Source organism: Pantoea sp. PA1 (genome assembly GCF_056856975.1).
On sequence record NZ_JBXGEE010000008.1, the window covers coordinates 102,257 to 121,391 of the forward strand.

At 56.5% G+C, this 19,135-nt stretch carries 13 protein-coding genes; 6 read left to right on the top strand and 7 right to left on the bottom strand.

Annotation, left to right across the window (positions count from 1 at the left end; translation table 11 throughout):
- Nucleotides 1-47: 47 nt before the first annotated feature.
- Together cytR and priA are read right to left on the bottom strand one after the other, a co-directional pair.
- Entirely contained in the window at nucleotides 48-1,085 is a 1,038-nt protein-coding gene (gene cytR, locus AC1V0D_RS20940) for a DNA-binding transcriptional regulator CytR (RefSeq protein WP_009088024.1), read from the bottom strand.
- A gap of 162 nt (nucleotides 1,086-1,247) precedes the next feature.
- Nucleotides 1,248-3,443 carry a primosomal protein N' gene (priA, locus tag AC1V0D_RS20945; RefSeq protein WP_482908000.1) on the bottom strand — a complete coding sequence of 732 codons (2,196 nt, stop codon included), beginning with the start codon at nucleotides 3,441-3,443 and terminating at the stop codon, nucleotides 1,248-1,250.
- 226 nt (nucleotides 3,444-3,669) lie between these two features.
- Here priA and rpmE point away from each other — a divergent pair, with 226 nt between their 5' ends.
- Complete coding sequence (gene rpmE / locus AC1V0D_RS20950; protein ID WP_003851227.1) at nucleotides 3,670-3,885, top strand: 50S ribosomal protein L31; 216 nt, start codon at nucleotides 3,670-3,672, stop codon at nucleotides 3,883-3,885.
- Nucleotides 3,886-3,961: 76 nt separating this feature from the next.
- Here rpmE and AC1V0D_RS20955 read toward each other — a convergent pair whose 3' ends face one another.
- The 3 genes from AC1V0D_RS20955 to metJ form a co-directional block, all read right to left on the bottom strand.
- A complete protein-coding gene (locus AC1V0D_RS20955) occupies nucleotides 3,962-5,551 on the bottom strand; it encodes a filamentous hemagglutinin N-terminal domain-containing protein (protein ID WP_482908001.1) in 1,590 nt (529 codons plus the stop codon).
- A 62-nt stretch (nucleotides 5,552-5,613) separates the two neighbouring features.
- Nucleotides 5,614-7,218, bottom strand: a complete 1,605-nt coding sequence (locus AC1V0D_RS20960; RefSeq protein WP_482908002.1) for a ShlB/FhaC/HecB family hemolysin secretion/activation protein — start codon at nucleotides 7,216-7,218, stop codon at nucleotides 5,614-5,616.
- Between the two features lie 401 nt (nucleotides 7,219-7,619).
- The gene (gene metJ, locus AC1V0D_RS20965; protein WP_009088019.1) at nucleotides 7,620-7,937 is read right to left on the bottom strand and encodes a met regulon transcriptional regulator MetJ; all 318 of its coding nucleotides are present in this window, start codon (nucleotides 7,935-7,937) and stop codon (nucleotides 7,620-7,622) included.
- 273 nt (nucleotides 7,938-8,210) lie between these two features.
- Here metJ and metB point away from each other — a divergent pair, with 273 nt between their 5' ends.
- The 3 genes from metB (at nucleotide 8,211) to metF (ending at nucleotide 12,908) form a co-directional block, all read left to right on the top strand.
- On the top strand, nucleotides 8,211-9,371 hold the full coding sequence (gene metB / locus AC1V0D_RS20970; protein ID WP_009088017.1) for a cystathionine gamma-synthase: 1,161 nt from the start codon (nucleotides 8,211-8,213) through the stop codon (nucleotides 9,369-9,371).
- Nucleotides 9,372-9,373: 2 nt separating this feature from the next.
- Nucleotides 9,374-11,809, top strand: a complete 2,436-nt coding sequence (locus AC1V0D_RS20975; protein ID WP_154929278.1) for a bifunctional aspartate kinase/homoserine dehydrogenase II — start codon at nucleotides 9,374-9,376, stop codon at nucleotides 11,807-11,809.
- 199 nt (nucleotides 11,810-12,008) lie between these two features.
- Nucleotides 12,009-12,908, top strand: a complete 900-nt coding sequence (gene metF / locus AC1V0D_RS20980) for a methylenetetrahydrofolate reductase (protein WP_009088014.1) — start codon at nucleotides 12,009-12,011, stop codon at nucleotides 12,906-12,908.
- Between the two features lie 93 nt (nucleotides 12,909-13,001).
- On the opposite strand, the gene ppc is transcribed toward metF, so the two are convergent.
- On the bottom strand, nucleotides 13,002-15,653 hold the full coding sequence (gene ppc, locus AC1V0D_RS20985; protein WP_046100828.1) for a phosphoenolpyruvate carboxylase: 2,652 nt from the start codon (nucleotides 15,651-15,653) through the stop codon (nucleotides 13,002-13,004).
- A gap of 353 nt (nucleotides 15,654-16,006) precedes the next feature.
- Nucleotides 16,007-17,155 (bottom strand): acetylornithine deacetylase, encoded by a 1,149-nt coding sequence (argE, locus tag AC1V0D_RS20990; RefSeq protein WP_009088011.1) that lies wholly within the window; start codon nucleotides 17,153-17,155, stop codon nucleotides 16,007-16,009.
- Between the two features lie 167 nt (nucleotides 17,156-17,322).
- On the opposite strand from argE, the gene argC reads away from it, so the two are divergent.
- Both argC and argB read left to right on the top strand, forming a co-directional pair.
- Complete coding sequence (gene argC, locus AC1V0D_RS20995) at nucleotides 17,323-18,327, top strand: N-acetyl-gamma-glutamyl-phosphate reductase (protein WP_154929275.1); 1,005 nt, start codon at nucleotides 17,323-17,325, stop codon at nucleotides 18,325-18,327.
- 14 nt (nucleotides 18,328-18,341) lie between these two features.
- Nucleotides 18,342-19,118, top strand: a complete 777-nt coding sequence (argB, locus tag AC1V0D_RS21000) for an acetylglutamate kinase (RefSeq protein WP_009088007.1) — start codon at nucleotides 18,342-18,344, stop codon at nucleotides 19,116-19,118.
- Nucleotides 19,119-19,135 lie beyond the last annotated feature (17 nt).

Consider the following 19,135-nt stretch of genomic DNA (forward strand, 5'->3'; position numbering starts at 1 on the left):
AGCAGTGTTCGCTTTAAGAATCTACTGAAAAAGCGCGGCGAATACGCTTATTTTTCACGCTTTTTTGCGCGCGCCGTGCTGCCCCGAATGGTCAGACCCGCGTCCAGTAGCCGCGAACCGCTGATGACCCGTTTGCCATTCAGCTCATCCAGCAGCAGCAGCATCGCTTCCCGGCCGATCTGATAGCGCGGTTGGGTAACGGTAGTCAGCGGCGGCTCGCAGTAGCGCGACAACTCGATGTCATCAAATCCCACCACAGAGAGATCGTCAGGTATCCGCAGCCCGCAGCGTCGGGCCTGATTCATCGCCCCGAGCGCCATAATGTCGCTGTGGCAAAACAGCGCGCGCGGTGGCTGCGGCAGGGTCATCAGCTGATTCATCGCGGCAACGCCCGCTTCAAAGGTGAAATCGCCGCGCACAATATAGGTGGGGTCGACCGTCAGGCCACTGCGCCGCATCGCCTGGACATAGCCCTGTAAACGATACTGACAGAGCGGCATCTCTTCCGGCCCGGCGATGCAGGCAATCTGTGTGTGACCTAACTGCAGCAGATGATTAACCGCTTCAAACGCGGCGGTCAGGTTGTCGATGTGCACCGAGGGCAGTGACATTTCGGGCGCAAACTCATTCGCCATCACCATCGGCGGCAGGTTGCGCTGCTCATCAATGCCGGCATCGAAGGGCAGCTGTGAGCCCAGCAGGACCATGCCATCTATCTGGCGTGTCACCATCAGGTTGAGAAAGGTTCGCTCCTGCTGATTCTGATGGGCGCAGTCGCCAATCAGCACCAGATAACCCTCTTCGGCTGCCGTGACTTCAATGCCGCGGATGATTTCACTGAAGAAGGGATCGCAGATATCAGGGACAATGACGAGGATGGTTCGGGTCTCATTGCGACGCGCGTTGCGTGTGGGACCATGTGCTGCATAGCCGACGGCGGCAACGGCCTGTTCGACTTTCTGTCGGGTGGCCGCAGAAACTTTCTCCGGATTCATCAGCGCACGCGATACGGTGGCGGTTGAGACACCCGCATGTTCCGCGACATCCTTCATCGTGGCGGCGGGCGGTTGTTGATTCTGCTCCAACACATGCTCCTGACGCATTATGGCGTGTTCGATTCTGTTTTTGCCTGCTCAGAGGCAAACCAGCCACATTGTTAACGATTGCGTGGCTGGTTGTTACTTAATTTGCATAAAAATTGTGACTTATGCGACATTTTTCGATCTGGCTCGCAACGTCAGCGGAGATCAGCTCTCGGTAGGATCAATATCCAGCGTCCATTTCACTTTGCGCGCGGCGGGCAGGGTGAAAATCAGCGGCAGCGAACTGCTCAGCAACTGCTGCAGACGCTGTCGGGAAGGGTGCTGAACCAGCAGTTGCCAGCGCCAGCGGCCGCTGCGTTTTGGCTGCAGGGCCGGGACCGGCCCCATAAACCACATGGCCTGATCGTTGAGCGGACTGGCCTCCAGCAGGTTACGAAGCTGTTGCAGAAATTCAGCTGCCTGCTGATTATCCATATCTTCAGCGCGAAACAGCGCATGGCGGCTCCAGGGCGGCAGGTGAACCGCCTGGCGCTCCAGCAGTGCCTGCTGCGCAAACGCCGTATAGCCCTGGTGCAGCAGGGTCTGAAGCAGCGGATGTTCCGGGTGGTGGGTCTGCAGCAGGACTTCGCCCTGCTTACCGGCACGCCCGGCGCGCCCGGCGACCTGGGTGTAGAGCTGAGCAAAGCGCTCCGCCGCCCGGAAATCGGCGGAAAACAGCGCCCCATCGACATCCAGTAGCGACACCAGCGTCACGTCAGGGAAGTGGTGGCCCTTCGCCAGCATCTGAGTACCAACCAGAATGCGCGCGCCTCCGCGATGCACATCGGCCAGATGCTGCTCCAGCGCCCCTTTACGGCTGGTGGTATCACGATCGATTCGCGACACCGGCACGCCAGGGAACAGCGTGCCGAGCTGCTGTTCCAGCTGTTCCGTGCCGACACCGACCGGCAGCAGGTGAGTCGAGCCACACTGCGGGCACTGATGAGGAAGCGGACGCTGGCTGTCGCAGTGGTGGCAGCGCAGCTGGCGATGATGCTGATGCAGCGTGTAGTAGCGGTCACAGCGGTGACACTCGGCAATCCAGCCGCAGTCGTGACAGAGCAGGGCGGGCGAAAAGCCGCGGCGGTTAAGAAACAGCAGCACCTGATTATCCGCCTGCAGATGCTGACGCATTTTGCTAATCAGGCCCGGTGCCAGGCCGCCGATCAACTGCACACCTTTTAAGTCGATCAGCTGTTGCAGCGCCGGTCTGGCATTGCCTGCGCGCTTTGTCAGGTCGAGCTGGCGATACTTGCCGCTGCGCACATTGTGCAGCGTCTCCAGCGCGGGCGTCGCCGATCCCATTACAATCGGGATATTTTCTTCATGGGCGCGAAACACAGCCAGATCGCGCGCCTGATAGCGCCAGCCCTCCTGCTGCTTGTAAGAGCTGTCGTGCTCTTCATCAATGATGATGACCCCCGGCCGGGCCAGCGGGGTAAACAGCGCCGAGCGGGTGCCAATCACAATTGCCGTTTCCCCGCGCCGCGCACGTAACCAGACGGCCAGCCGCTCACTGTCGTTTAAGGCGGAGTGCAGCACGTCAATCGGCGCATCAAAACGCTCCCGGAAACGGGCAATGGTCTGCGGGGTCAGGCCGATCTCCGGGACCAGCACCAGCGCCTGTTTTCCCCGTGCCAGCACATTCTCCAGCACGCTGAGGTAAACCTCCGTTTTGCCGGAACCGGTGATGCCCGCCAGCAGCCAGGCGGCGTAATGTTCGTCATCTGCCCGAATCGCACCGACCGCCATCGCCTGATCGGTATTCAGACGCAGGCGTTCGCCTTTAACGGCGAAGGTGGTTCGCCAGTCGTGCCGCTGCGGCTGATGCTCATACAGCTCGCACAGCCCTTTGGCGCGCAGAGCCTGAAGCGTCGCCTCCGTCAGGTCGTGTTCGCTGACCTGATGGCGATAGAGCGGCTGCTGACGCAGGGCAGCCAGCGCCTGCTGCTGTTTGGGTGCGCGCTTTAAACTCTCCGGCGTGGTCGCCCGGCCCTGCTCGGTAATTTCCCAGCGCCATAACGGGTTGTCCTGCGCGGGTTTGCCCTGACGCAGCAGCACCGGGATGGCATGATTCAGCACTTCGCCCAGGGGAGAGTGATAGTAGCTGGCGGCCCAGTTAAGGATGCGCCACAGCGAAGAGGGATAGAGTGACTCGCTATCCAGCACCTCAATGACGCGCTTGAGCTGTCCTTCGGGCAGATCGCTGCTCTCACGCAGGGCGACCACAATGCCGATCATCCTGCGATTGCCAAAGGGCACACTTACGCGACCACCAATGATCGGCTGCGCGCCCTGTGGCGGCAGATAATCAAACAGGCGGGGCAAGGGGACGGGCAGGGCAACCTGGACAACGGGCATAACTCTCTCTTTCCGGCTCGGGCATCGGGAGGGCTAGTGTACACGCTGGACCCGGATGGCGGGTATCCCAGGATAAATTTGCAGCAATGATAACTTCTCTGTATAATATGCCGCCTTCGGTGAGAAAGACCTTGCCGGAGTACACCCTATAATGTTCAACCGCGTGTGGTGCTGTGCAGGTTTACGCCTGGCACGGAGAGCGACACGGCCTTCTATGAGGTTTCCCATGAAACAAGGTATTCACCCGAAATACGAAGCAGTTACTATCAAATGTACCTGCGGCAACGAGATCCACACCCGTTCAACACTGACTCACGAACTGAACCTGGACGTCTGTGGTAAATGCCACCCGTTCTATACCGGTAAGCAGCGTGAAGTGGCAACTGGTGGCCGTGTTGACCGCTTTAACAAGCGTTTCAGCGTGCCAGGCGCTAAAAAATAAGATTAAAAGGCACCTGAACCTGCGGGTTCGGCGGCAACAAAAAACCCAGCCTCGGCTGGGTTTTTTTATGGCCCGGTTACAGGCTGGAGTCTGTTTCAGGCTTGTTCAATTCCAGAAGCTGCGTGGTGTAATCACCATCTAAATCAGCAATGGTAGTGATCTTAGGGGCTGAAATCGAAATTTTATCCGCTTTCATGGTGCCCTGCCTGCACAATAACCACAGCCGGCAGGATGTATTACTGATTTTGCCATCCGTTGTCAGCGCCAGGGTTGCCGCCTTCAGGGTACCCTTATTAGAAATTCCACTTTTACCGGTCACGCTTAACCGCTCAGTCGCCTGCATCACACCCTGATTGCTAAAGTCGTCAGAAACGAGAGAGGCATTCTGCGCTGTGAGGGTTCCGGCGTTAGAGACAGTTACGGCAGAAACAGAGGCTGTGCTCTGTGCGGTAACATCGCCTGACCGGAGGCTGACCCCTTTAACGGCGTATAAGCCAATAGTGTCCGCCTGAATCGAGCCGGAGTTAATCAGGCTGGTGTTGGCGACAGGCGTGATAACGCCATTCACCGTACTGTAGCCGGTCTGCATTGTCAGGGCTCCAGCCGTGCTGATGGCGCCTTTATTTTCGATATCTCCCGCCAGTGAAAAAATGCTGACGGTGCCATCGCCACTGATCTGCCCTTTCTCGTTGTTAGTCACTTTTCCATAACTCACGATGCTGGCGTTATTGGTGGCTTTAACAGTGCCTTCATTCGTGAATGTATTTGTTGTCTGCAGAGCAGCCTGGCTGGCAGAAAGCGTCCCTTTGTTCGTCATGCTGCCGCTGGCTGCGATGCTCATCACGCCAGCGTCAAGGGTTCCGTTGTTGGTTAACGTGCCATTGGTTGAGATATACAGGCTGTTGGCATTCAGTACGCCATTATTGTTGACGCCCGCACCGGCTTCCGTGGTTTGCAGCTGGATCAGGCCTGCTGTTGCTCCGCCCAGCGCGCTGACATCGATGCTGTTGCCGCCAGTCCGGCCTGTTGTGCTGGCTGTGGCCTGACCCGATGCCCTGTTATAGGTGTATTTACCGGCAATCGCCCTGAGCTGGGTTGTCCCGACTTTGCCTTCAAGATTGATTTTTTGTGCCAGCAGGTCCGTATAATCGGCGCCTGTCAGCCCTTTGCCTTTAACCGTAAGGGTGCCTTTCGTCACATTAAAGCCCGTCAGTGCACCATCGGTTAAAACTGGCGTGCCGGTGGTCAGGGTGGCGCGTCCGGTATTGATAAAATTACAGCCGGAACAGGTGATCCCGTTTGGGTTGGCGATAATTACATCGGCCTTCTGACCTGCGACTTCAATAAAGCCGTTCAGTGAAGAAGCTTTATTTGAGATGACCTCGTTCAGAATCAGACTGGCTGAGCTATTCAGATTGCTGTTCCGGGCAATATTACCACTGTCGCGAACCATATCTGTGGTGCTGTTATTCAGTACCAACCCCTTTTCGGAGACGTTGAAGCTCTGATACATATTATGTGACAGACCATTCGCATCCGGCTGATTAATATCCACCACGGTCGAACCATTTGCATGCTGATAACTGTTCAGTGCAGAAAGCGCAGGCTGACTACACAGGGTGGCGAGCGTCGCCAGGAATAGCAGATTAAACTTATGCGTATTCATTTTTTTCCTCTGGATGTGTGTGTTTATTTTCAAACTCTTTTTATCTAACGCTTTACTTCTTACTAATATTTCCACTGCAGTGAAAAACCGAGCGTAACGGGATCGGTGTGGAAAGCATGGGGTTTTTTAATCGGGGTGCCGGCAAAAAGATAAAAACGTGTTTTCAGGAGTGTTCCCCGCAGGCCAGCCACGCTGCCTATAACGGTTTTTCCGGCATATTCCTGCTGGCTGCTATTACCGTAGACCTGGCCTGCGTCAATACCGATATAAGGCTGAACCGGTTTGTCAGGGAAAATCCAGCTGATATCGTTGCGCCAGAACCAGCCTTTATTATCCTGAAGCGCGTATTCGCCATCGAAGCCACGAACCGTCCAGCGGTTTGCCAGCGAAAAGCGATTCAGCGAAGAGAGGGTGTCGGGTGAATATTGCACACTGACATGGGGTGAGTAGTTCAGCCAGTTATCTCCTAACTGGAAATTAACCGAACCTTTCAGATCCAGCGTCATAATCCGGCCCTGCGTATCAATGAGCCCATACGTCTGTTCAACGGTATGGCTGCTGTTAAACCAGGGCATCTTCCGTTGATAGCTCAGGGTCGTCGTCAGCGCCGCGTTATCGTCATGCATCTCATGCTGCAGCAACGCTTTCCAGCCCGCACTTTTTTTATGCATGCTGGTGAGGTCCCGGTCATTAAGTGAATAACGCGATGACGTGTTGAAGATTTGCAGGCCAGCTGTGGTGGTCTGAAAGAGGGTTCGCGAAAGCAGTCGGTTGAGCTGCGCACTGTAGTAGCTGTTCTTATTATCCAGTGCCCATTCTGACCAGTTTCCGGTCAGGCGTTGCTGATAATGACTCTGGCTGGCATAGAGATCGAGCCACCAGAAACCCCATGGCACCGAATAACCCATCGATTTATTATCATTGCCTTTGCGGGTCTGTTTCGGCGCAATATCGTGGCCGTAAGAGACGTAAAAGATGTCACTTAATGACGCAATGTTGTTTAAATAGAGTGCGGTTCCCCCCTGATAACGCCCCGTCGCCGCCGAGCCGGCATCATTCAGCCAGGCGCTCATCTGCCAGTATTTATCCTGTTCGCGCTGGATAACGATATCGCTTTCACCTTTGCTGCTGCCTGGCAATAACTGAACGTTAACCCGCGATCCCGGGACGCGCTGAAGATTAAGGCTGCCCTGTTCCAGATCGCTGAGTTCGAGCAGATCACCCGCGCTGAACGGGAGGGTACTGGTCAGGTTAATGTCGTCGCCACTCGCCTTATTTAGCACGATTTTTCCGACGTGACCGGCATGAATATCAAACGTTAACGTACGGCCCGACAGATTCTGTTCGGGCAAATTAACACGCGTTGTAATATATCCCAGCCGGATAATTTCATTCTGCAGCGTTTTAGCGAGAAGTTTTATTCCGTTAATGCCCAGGCACTTCCCTTCTGCCTGTGCGGTAAAATAGCGTAATTTTCTGAGGTGCAGTTTTTTACTGTCCTGATTCAGCGAAATATTATCGATCGGATAGCAATTTTCCTCATGCGGAAACGGAATCGCTTCCGGTCTGAAGTCCTCTTTTTCAGACATGCCAGGCGGCAGGTCAGGCGTTAATTGCGCTTTGCGCTCCCGATCCTGTTGCCGGGCATTAATATTCTCATTTTGCACCGTTATAGCCGGTGCCACGCTGGATGCAGAAGTGAAATAACTGGTTGTGCCGGTGATGAAAAGAATAAAAAAAGTGGGTGCGAAGGATTTTATTTTATATTTGATGCTCATTGGCTTTCCGTGAAATTATCGCTCTGACAAAATCTTACGGATGCGCATAATAGTGAACAATAGTAATAATTCTATTGTCCGGATAAAACAATATTCTTATTGCAATGGAAATAACGCAATAATAAGGAAAATAAGGTAGATTTTTCTGATACGTCTGGCAGGCAATATGCAGGCGATGGCGTCAGGCCGGAAGAGAGGAGCGTCACAGGGGGCAGAACGGATCAGAAAAGCGGCTCCCTGAGCGGAGCCTGCTTCTCTGCAGCGAGGTCAGGCGACAACGGCGCCGGGGATCAATATTCCCATGTATCCGGATCAACACCCATCTGGCGCATAATTGCTTTCGCTTCTTCCGGGATCTCATCGCTGCGCTCTTTGCGCAGGTCGACGTCATCCGGCAGCGGTTGACCCGTAAAGGCATGTAAAAAGGCTTCGCAAAGCAGCTCGCTGTTGGTGGCGTGACGCAGGTTGTTCACCTGACGACGGGTACGCTCATCCGTTAAAATCTTCAGCACGCTCAAGGGGATAGACACTGTAATCTTCTTGACCTGCTCGCTCTTCTTACCGTGCTCAGCGTACGGGCTGATATATTCGCCGTTCCATTCAGCCATGGGTTACCTTAATTAATAAACGTTAAATGTGAGGAAATCAGCGGATTATGCCTGATTTTTTCCTGCCTGACCCCTGATATGGCGGGTTTTCTTCGTTCACTGCCTCTGTCCTTCAGAGAGGAACGCCAGGCGATGACGCATAATTTTAGCGGTTATTGCGTTTCTGCTCAATCTATACGCAAAGACATTTAGATGTCCAGATGTATTGACGTCTAATTAGAGGGTGATATTCTGTGAGCCACATTTTATTCACTTTTCAGGAACAATTCGCTCATGACGCGTAAACCGGCAACCATCGCAGTGCGTAGCGGTTTGAATGATGACGAACAGTATGGCTGCGTTGTCCCGCCTATCCATCTTTCCACAACCTATAACTTCCTGGATTTTAATGAGCCGCGTGCGCATGACTATTCCCGTCGGGGTAACCCCACGCGTGATGTCGTGCAGCGTACGCTGGCGGAACTGGAAGGCGGTGCGGGCGCGGTATTAACCAATACCGGGATGTCGGCGATTCATCTGGTGACGACGGTGTTCCTGAAGCCTGGCGATCTGCTGGTTGCGCCACATGACTGCTATGGCGGCAGCTATCGGCTGTTTGACAGCATGAATAAGCGTGGCGCATATCGGGTGAAATTTGTTGATCAGGGCGATCCGGTGGCACTGCAGGCGGCACTGGATGAGAAACCTAAACTGGTGCTGATCGAAAGCCCCAGCAATCCGCTGCTGCGCGTGGTGGATATCAGCGCGATTTGCACCGCTGCCCGGGCGGCGGGTGCCATCAGCGTGGTGGATAACACCTTTATGAGTCCGGCCCTGCAGAATCCGCTGGCGCTGGGGGCAGACCTGGTGATCCACTCCTGTACGAAATATCTCAACGGTCATTCCGACGTGGTGGCAGGCGCGGTGATTGCTAAAGATCCGCAGCTGGCGACGGACCTGGCCTGGTGGGCAAACAACATTGGCGTCACGGGCGCGGCCTTTGACAGCTACCTGCTGCTGCGCGGGATTCGCACACTTTCACCACGCATCGCAGCGGCGCAGCGCAATGCGCTGGCGATTGTGGAGTATCTGAAGCAGCAGAAACGGGTGAAAAAGTTGTATCATCCTTCGCTGCCGGAGAACGCCGGACACGAACATGCCGTTCGTCAGCAGCGCGGCTTTGGCGCCATGCTGAGTTTCGAGGTTGACGGTGACGAGGCGCTGCTGCGCCGCTTCCTGAAAGCGCTGCGGCTGTTTACGCTGGCGGAATCGCTGGGTGGCGTTGAGAGTCTGATCTCCCACACCGCCACCATGACGCACGCGGGGATGTCGGCAGAGGCACGCGCTGCAGCGGGCATTTCCGATACGCTACTGCGGGTTTCTGTTGGTATTGAAGATCACGAAGATTTAATTGCCGATCTGGATAATGCATTCCGGGTCGCAGCCGAGGGTTAAGCATGACGATTTCAGCAGGCACGGGAACGCCGACTATCAGGCAGTTGCATAAATTTGGCGGCAGTAGCCTGGCCGACGCACGCTGCTATCAGCGTGTGGCCAGCATCATGGCGGATTACAGTCAGCCGGGCGACATGATGGTGGTCTCTGCGGCTGGCTCGACCACCAACCAGCTGATTAGCTGGCTGAAGCTGAGCCAGAGTGACCGGCTCTCCGCGCACCAGGTGCAACAGGCTTTACGGCGTTACCAGAGCGAACTGATCGGTGCGCTGCTGCCTGCTGAGATGGCGGAACCCTTAACCGCGGCATTTATTCGTGACCTGGAAAAGCTGGCCGCGCTGCTGGATGGACCGATAACCGATGCGGTCTACGCCGAAGTGGTCGGCCACGGTGAACTCTGGTCGGCGCGCCTGATGGCAGCGGTGCTGAGTCAGCGCGACATGCAGGCCTGCTGGCTGGATGCGCGTGAGTTTCTGCGTGCTGAACGTGCGGCCCAGCCGCAGGTCGATGAAGGCAAATCCTGGCCGCTGCTGCAGACCCTGCTGGCACAGCATCCGCATCAGCGCATCGTGGTGACCGGCTTTATCAGCCGCAATGATGCGGGTGAAACCGTCCTGCTTGGCCGCAACGGTTCCGACTACTCCGCCACGCAGATTGGTGCGCTGGCAGGTGTGGGACGGGTCACGATCTGGAGCGATGTGGCGGGCGTCTACAGCGCCGATCCACGCAAAGTTTCTGATGCCTGTCTGCTGCCGCTGTTAAGGCTGGACGAAGCCAGTGAGCTGGCGCGTCTGGCGGCCCCGGTGCTGCATACCCGCACCCTGCAGCCGGTTTCCGGCAGCGATATCGACCTGCAGCTGCGCTGCAGTTATCAGCCGGAGCAGGGTTCCACCCGCATCGAACGGGTGCTGGCCTCCGGAACCGGCGCACGCATCGTGACCAGTCATGATGATGTCTGTCTGATTGAAATCCAGCTGCCGGAGCAGCATGACTTCGCCATCCTGCACAAAGAGATCGACCTGCTGCTGAAGCGGGCACAGCTGCGTCCGCTGGCGTTTGGCGTCCATCCTGACCGCCAGCTGTTGCAGCTCTGTTACACCTCTGAAGTGGTCAACAGCGCCTTTACGCTGCTGCAGGATGCCGGACTGCCGGGCCATCTGCAGCTGCGTGACGGCCTGGCGCTGGTGGCGCTGGTAGGCGCAGGCGTGACCCGCAATCCGCTGCATACCCATCGCTTCTGGCAGCAGTTAAAAGATCAACCCGTTGAATTTATCTGGCAGTCTGAAGAGCACATCAGCGTGGTCGCGGTGCTGCGTGTCGGTCCCACTCAGCATCTGATTCAGGGATTGCATCAGTCACTGTTCCGTGCAGAAAAGCGTATCGGCCTGATGCTGTTTGGCAAAGGCAATATCGGCTCACGCTGGCTGGAGCTGTTTGCCCGCGATCAGGAAACGCTCTCAGCGCGTACCGGCTTTGAATTTGTGCTGGCGGGTGTGGTGGACAGCCGTCGCAGCCTGCTGAGTTATGACGGACTGGATGCCAGCCGTGCGCTGGCCTTCTTTGACGATGAAGCGGTGGAGCGTGACGAAGAGTCGCTGTTCCTGTGGATGCGCGCCCATCCGTTTGATGATTTAGTGGTGCTGGATGTCACCGCCAGTACGCCGCTGGCGCAGCAGTATCTCGACTTTGCCAGCCACGGTTTCCATGTCATCAGCGCCAATAAAGTGGCCGGTGCATCAGACAGCCAGACCTGGCGGCAAATCCGTGATGCTTTTACCAAAACCGGGCGTCACTGGCTCTATAACGCCACTGTCGGTGCAGGTCTGCCGATCAACTATACGGTGCGCGATCTGCGTGACAGCGGTGATACCATCCTGGCGATCAGCGGGATCTTCTCCGGCACGCTGTCATGGCTGTTCCTGCAGTTTGACGGCACGGTGCCCTTCACCGAGCTGGTGGATCAGGCGTGGCAGCAGGGCCTGACCGAACCCGATCCGCGGGCCGATCTCTCAGGGCAGGATGTGATGCGCAAACTGGTGATCCTGGCGCGTGAGGCGGGCTATAACATCGAGCCGGATCAGGTGCGGGTCGAATCGCTGGTGCCAGACAACTGCCAGCAGGGCTCGGTTGACCATTTCTTCGAAAATGGCGATGAGCTGAATGAGCAGATGCTGCAGCGACTGGAAGCGGCGCGGGAGATGGATCTCGTGCTGCGTTATGTTGCCCGTTTTGATGCCAACGGCAAGGCGCGCGTCGGGGTTGAAGCGGTTCGTCCGGAACATCCGCTGGCCTCGCTGCTGCCCTGCGACAATGTCTTCGCCATTGAGAGCCGCTGGTATCGCGACAACCCGCTGGTAATTCGCGGGCCGGGCGCAGGCCGGGATGTCACCGCCGGTGCTATCCAGTCAGATATCAATCGCCTCGCACAACTGCTCTAGTCCTCCCCTCAGGCGCTTCGGCGCCTGTTTTCAATGCGTTACCGCTGCCTGTTGAATCTCTTTCATGCTGGTTGAAAATTGATCATCGCTGTTCACGATTTATTCGTTGACGGCACGATCGGATTGGGCCATTTTGAACATCTGGACGTCTAAACGTTCAGATGTTCGCGGTCCAGTTTTTAACCGATGAGGATGCAGGATGAGTTTCTTTCATGCCAATCAGCGCGAAGCGCTAAACCAGAGCCTGGCTGAGCTGAACGGGCGCATTAACGTCTCATTTGAGTTCTTCCCACCGCGGTCTGGTGAAATGGAAGAGACCCTGTGGCGTTCCATCGACCGTCTGAGCAGCCTGAAACCGAAATTTGTTTCTGTCACCTACGGTGCCAACTCAGGCGAGCGCGATCGTACGCACAGCATCATCAAAGGCATCAAAGATCGCACCGGCCTGGAGGCGGCCCCTCATCTCACCTGTGTTGATGCCACCCGCGATGAACTGCGCGCTATCGCCCAGGATTACTGGCATAACGGCATCCGTCACATTGTGGCGCTGCGGGGTGATCTGCCAGAGGGAGGCGGCAGGCCGGAGATGTACGGCAGCGATCTGGTGGCGCTGCTGAAAGAGGTCGGCGATTTTGATATCTCCGTCGCGGCCTATCCGGAAGTCCATCCCGAAGCGAAAAGCGCCCAGGCCGATCTGATTAACCTGAAGCGAAAAATCGATGCAGGCGCAAGCCGCGCCATTACTCAGTTTTTCTTCGACGTGGAAAGCTATTTACGTTTCCGCGATCGCTGTGTCGCGACCGGCATCGACGTTGAAATTGTGCCGGGCATTCTGCCGGTTTCTAACTTTAAACAGCTGCAACGCTTTGCCACGCTGACCAATGTGCGCGTGCCGGGCTGGATGAACGCGATGTTTGCCGGACTGGATGAGGACCCGGAAACACGGAAAATGGTTGGGGCAAACATCGCGATGGACATGGTGAAAATCCTGTCACGCGAAGGGGTGAAAGATTTTCATTTCTACACGCTGAACCGCGCTGAAATGAGTTACGCCATCTGCCACACGCTGGGCGTGCGTCCGGTTGCGGTGGCGGCTTAACCGCTCTCCTTCAGGCAATAAAAAAGTCGGGACAGTCCCGACTTTTTTTATGGCGACGTTCAGAGGGCGCGGACGCTACGCCGTGCCTGCACGCTAACCGGTGTTACGCATGCCTGCTGCCACGCCCGCAATGGTCACCATCAGGGCCTGCTCAACGCGCGGATCCGGCTCATCGCCGCGTGCTTCCTGAGCGCGTGAACGATGCAGCAGTTCCGCCTGGAGGACGTTAAGCGGGTCGGTGTAGACGTTACGCAACGCAATTGACTCGGCAATCCACGGCTGGTCGGCCATCAGGTGCGAGTCGTTGGCGATGGTCAGCACCGCTTTGATATCGGCATCAAGCTGATCGCGCAACTGCTTGCCCAGCGGCCAGAGGGATTTGTCGACCAGACGCTGATCGTAATACTCTGCCAGCCACAGGTCCGCTTTTGCGAACACCATCTCCAGCATCCCCAGGCGGGTAGAGAAGAAAGGCCAGTCACGGCACATCGCCTCCAGCTGATCCTGATGACCTGCCGCCATCGCCTGCTGCAGGGCCGCACCGGCACCCAGCCAGGCAGGCAGCATCAGACGGTTCTGCGTCCAGGCGAAAATCCATGGGATGGCACGCAGCGACTCCACGCCGCCGGTCGGGCGACGTTTAGCCGGGCGTGAGCCGAGCGGTAATTTACCCAGCTCCTGCTCCGGCGTGGCTGAACGGAAGTAGGGAACGAAGTCGGCATTTTCACGCACATAACCCCGATACATCGCACAGGAGTCAGCGGAGAGCTGATTCATGATGTCACGCCATTCGCGTTTTGGCTCCGGCGGTGGCATCAGGTTCGCTTCCAGAATTGCGCCGGTATAGAGCGACAGACTGGCGATGGTGACGGCCGGTAAACCATATTTGAAGCGAATCATCTCGCCCTGTTCGGTGACGCGCAGACCGCCGCGCAGACTTCCTGGCGGCTGCGACAGCAGCGCGGCATGAGCCGGTGCGCCGCCACGGCCAATGCTGCCGCCGCGTCCGTGGAACAGGGTCAGGGAGATGCCCGCTTTCTCGCAGGTTTTGATCAGTGCATCCTGCGCCTGATATTGCGCCCAGCTGGCGGCCATCACACCGGCATCTTTCGCCGAGTCAGAGTAGCCAATCATCACCATCTGTTTGCCCTGAATAAAGCCGCGATACCAGTCGATGCTCAGCAGCTGGCTCATCACATCATTGGCGTTGTTCAGGTCATCCAGAGTTTCAAACAGCGGTGCAACCGGCATCGCATAGCTGATGCCCGCTTCTTTCAGCAGCAGATGCACGGCCAGCACGTCAGACGGGGTTTTCGCCATTGAGATCACATAGGCGGCGATGGAGCCCTGTGGCGCTTCAGCCGCGACGCGGCAGGTTTCCAGCACTTCACGCGTCTCGTCGCTGGGTTCCCAGCTGCGCGGCAGCAGAGGACGCTTAGAGTTCAGCTCACGGATCAGGAAGGCCTGCTTGTCCGCTTCAGACCAGCTTTCATAGTCGCCCAGTCCCAGATAGCGGGTGACTTCGGCAATCGCTTCGGTGTGACGGGTGCTCTCCTGGCGCAGATCGATACGCACCAGCGGCACGCCAAAACATTTCACGCGGCGCAGCGTATCAAGCAGCTGACCGTTGGCGATAATGCCCATGCCGCACTGCTGCAGCGACTGGTAGATGGCAAACAGCGGGTCCCACAGCTGATCGTTGGAGACCAGCAGGTCGGCCGGACGCGGCAGACGCTCGCCTTTCAGGCGATGTTCCAGGAATGACTGGGTGCTCATGAGCTGGCTGCGCAGACGCTTCAGGATCACACGATAAGGTTCGATCGCTTCCGGATCGCCGCTGAGTTCACGGATCTCATCGCTGCACTCCGACATCGACAGCTCGGAGATCAACACGCCGATATCGCGCAGGAACAGGTCAGTGGCTTTCCAGCGGCTCAGCTGCATAGCATGACGGGTGATCGACGCCGTCACATTCGGGTTGCCGTCGCGGTCGCCGCCCATCCAGGAGGTGAACCGGACCGGCACGAAATCCACCGGCAGCTTAATGCCAAACGCCTCTTCTACCTGTTCGTTCAGCTCACGCAGAAAGGCAGGAACGCCTTCCCACAGGCTGTTTTCCACTACGGCAAAGCCCCATTTGGCTTCATCAATAGGGGTGGGACGGTATTTGCGGATTTCATCGGTGTGCCATGCCTGCGCAACTAGCTGGCGCAGGCGGCGCATAATCTGGTTACGTTCGTAGTCAGAGACATCGCTGTGGTCGAGCTGTTTCAGGCAGCTGTTAACTTCGACCAGCTTGTGAATCAGGGTACGGCGGGTGATTTCGGTCGGATGCGCGGTCAGCACCAGCTCCAGCGACAGCGACTCAATGGCTGCCAGAATGTCGCTTTCACGGATATCTTTCTGCTGTTTCAGGGTCTCAAAGGTCTTTTTCAGCAGTTCCGGGTGATTCGCCCCTTCGCCACTCTGGGAAATGGTCTGATACTGCTCGGCCACGTTGGTGAGGTTAAGAAACTGGCTGAAGGCGCGTGCAACCGGCAGAAGCTCTTCGTTGGAGAGATTCTGCAGCGTATTGAGCAGTTCTTTACGATGTGTGTCATTGCCTGCACGGGATGACTTGGAGAGCTTACGGATGGCTTCAACCTGGTCGAGGATGTTCTCGCCCAGAGCTTCCTTAATCGTATCCCCGAGCAGTTTGCCGAGCATACTGACATTACTTCGCATTGCGGAATATTGTTCGTTCATTGGACCCTGACACCCTTATCGTCTTGAAAAACTTCTACACCCGACCTTTCAGGCAGCAGAAAAATCGGCAACGTTCTGCTCCCGCTAATCTACAGGGAACCGGCTCCGTTGCCGCCTGTCAGCATTCTGAAACGTTCTGGATAGTCACCCGGTGGGCATAACAACGTCTTTTATCTAGCCACGTAATGTTGCGTTCGTCAAATGCGTTAAAGTGGGCTGAACAGGTTGCTAAATAACGGAAATTCGAAGAATTTATCGGGAACAAAGCGGGATAAGTTATTCTTATTGGTAAATCCCGCAGAATGAGGGGGCATTTTACTGTTAATACAGTGAAATGCCCCATTTACTGTCAATCAGTGACAGAAATGCTGCACAACCTGACTGATAAGCGCGCGTGTCGGCTTAATAAATGCAGTATCAATAAATTCATCTGGCTGATGGGCTTGATTAATGGACCCTGGCCCCAGTACCAGCGTCGGACAGAGCTGCTGAATAAAAGGGGCTTCGGTGCAGTAGTTAACGATTTCGGTCGGCGTGCCCAGCAGTTTTTCCACCACACTCACCAGCTCATGATTCGCCGGACACTCATAGCCGGGAATCGGCGGATGCAGTTCGGCCACTGTGACACGGCCTGGCCAGCGTGCGCTGACCGGAGCCAGCGCCTCGTTAAGCAGCCCATCCAGATCGCTGAGCGACAGGCCCGGCAGCGGACGGATATCCATATGCAGTTCACAGCAGGCGCAGATACGGTTAGCGGCATCACCGCCATGAATATGGCCGAAGTTCATGGTGGGATAAGGGATGGCAAAGCCATCATGGTGATAACGCTCCTGCAGGGTCGTGCGCAGTTGCATCAGATGGGTAATCGACTCATGCATCAGTTCAATGGCGTTCACGCCGCGTGCCGGATCGCTGGAATGGCCCGATTTCCCTTCAATGCGGATCACATTCGACAGGTGTCCTTTGTGTGCCCGCACCGGCTTGAGTGAGGTGGGTTCACCGATGATGGCGCAGTCGGGACGCAGCTGCGTCGATTCAGAGAAATATTTCGCGCCGGCCATCGTGGTCTCTTCATCGGCCGTGGCAAGAATATAGAGCGGCTTGCTGAGGGTGCTGACATCCACATCCCGCAGCGTATCGAGAATAAAGGCGAAGAAACCTTTCATGTCTGCCGTACCCAGGCCATAGAGCTTGTTGTCGTGCTCAGTCAGGGTAAAGGGATCGCGTGTCCAGCGGCCATCATCAAAGGGAACGGTATCGGTATGCCCGGCTAACAGCAGGCCGCCCGCGCCGGTTCCGGTCCGCGCCAGCATATTAAATTTATTGCGGGTGCCGGGTACAGGCTGCACTTCCACGCTGAAGCCGAGGTCACGAAACCAGCCTGCCAGCAAATTGATTAAAGTTTCATTACTCTGATCCAGAGCCGCATCGGTTGCGCTGATCGACGGTGTGGCGATTAACTGGCGGTAGAGTTCAATAAAAGGCGGTAATTTTGTCTTCACTGTTGACGGTCCTTGGGTTAGGATGTATCCATATTCATGCATTAATAGTGAATAAAAATACATTAACGTCCTCTGCAAGGAAACCTTAAATCACTGCAGAAGACTGAGTGGGTTACGGGGCAAGGCCGCGGCCCGGGACGTGCGACTGTAAAAGGGGTTACAGCCTGATGTTGAATACGCTGATCGTTGGTGCCAGTGGTTATGCTGGAGTAGAGCTTGCCACCTTCCTGAATCGTCATCCACATATCAACATAACCGCTTTAGCGGTTTCGGCGCAAAGCCCTGATGCAGGTAAGCGCTTGTCCGATCTTCATCCGCAGCTGAAAGGCGTGGTGGATCTTCCGCTGCAGCCACTGAGCAGCGCGGCGGAGTGGGCAGACAAAGTGGATGTGGTCTTTCTGGCGACGGCGCATGAAGTCAGCCACGATCTGGCTCCGGAATTTCTTAAGGCGGGTTGTGTGGTGTTCGACCTGTCGGGCGCTTTCCGGGTCAATGACGCTGAGTTCTACACTCGCTTCTATGGCTTCACCCATCAGCATGGCGACTGGCTGGACAAAGCCGTTTACGGCCTGGCGGAATATCAGCATGAAAACATCCAGCAGGCGCAGCTGGTGGCCGTGCCGGGTTGCTATCCGACCGCCGCGCAGCTGGCGCTGAAACCGCTGGTGGATGCCGGACTGCTAAACGACGCGCAGTGGCCGGTCATCAATGCCACCAGTGGCGTGAGCGGTGCCGGCCGTAAAGCCAATGTCGGCACCAGCTTCTGCGAAGTGAGCCTGCAGCCTTACGGCCTGTTCAATCATCGTCATCATCCGGAGATTGTGGCCCACCTTGGCACCCCGGTGATCTTCACCCCACATCTGGGCAGCTTCCCGCGCGGTATCCTGGCGACCATTACCTGCCGTCTGAAAGCGGGTGTCAGCCGCGAAGATATTGCCGCCGTTTTCCATCGCGCCTATGACAATAAGCCGCTGGTGCGTTTCTATGACCAGGGTGTGCCGGCGCTGAAAGCCGTCGTGGGCCTGCCTTACTGCGACATCGGATTTGAGACGCAGGGCGAGCATCTGATTGTCGTGGCAGCCGAAGACAATCTGCTGAAGGGTGCGGCATCGCAGGCGGTGCAGTGCCTGAACATCCGGTTCGGCTTCCCAGAAACGCAGTCACTGATTTAACGGACAAATAAACCATGACCAATCCATTGATTATCAAACTGGGCGGTGTGCTGCTGGACAGCGAAGAAGCGCTGGCCCGCTTGTTTGAAGCGCTGCTGAAATATCGCAGCACCCATCAGCGTCCACTGATCATTGTCCACGGCGGCGGTTGCCTGGTGGACGAGCTGATGAAAAAGCTGGCGCTGCCGGTGATGAAGAAAAATGGCCTGCGCGTCACCCCAGCCGATCAGATCGACATCATTACCGGTGCGCTGGCGGGAACCGCCAATAAAACGCTGCTGGCCTGGGCGAAAAAATCGGGCATCAACGCGGTTGGCCTCTGCCTGGGTGATGCGGGCATCGTGAATGTCACTGCCTTCGATCCGGAACTTGGCCATGTGGGCCACGCCATGCCAGGCGACCCGGCACTGCTGAATACGCTGCTGGCGGCGGGTTACATGCCGGTGGTGAGCTCTATTGGCATCACTGAGGGCGGCGAACTGATGAACGTCAACGCCGATCAGGCGGCGACGGCACTGGCTTCAACGCTGGGCGCGGATTTAGTTCTGCTCTCCGACGTGAGTGGTATTCTCGACGGCAAAGGTCAGCGCATCGAAGAGATGACCGCTGACAAAGCGGAGCAGCTGATCACCCAGGGCATTATTACCGATGGCATGATTGTGAAAGTGCACGCGGCGCTGGATGCCGCGCGTACGCTGGGCCGCCCGGTCGATATCGCCAGCTGGCGTCACGCTGAGCGGCTGCCTGACCTGTTTAACGGCGTGTCGATTGGCACCCGGATTCTCGCTTAACGACTCTGATTCAAGGA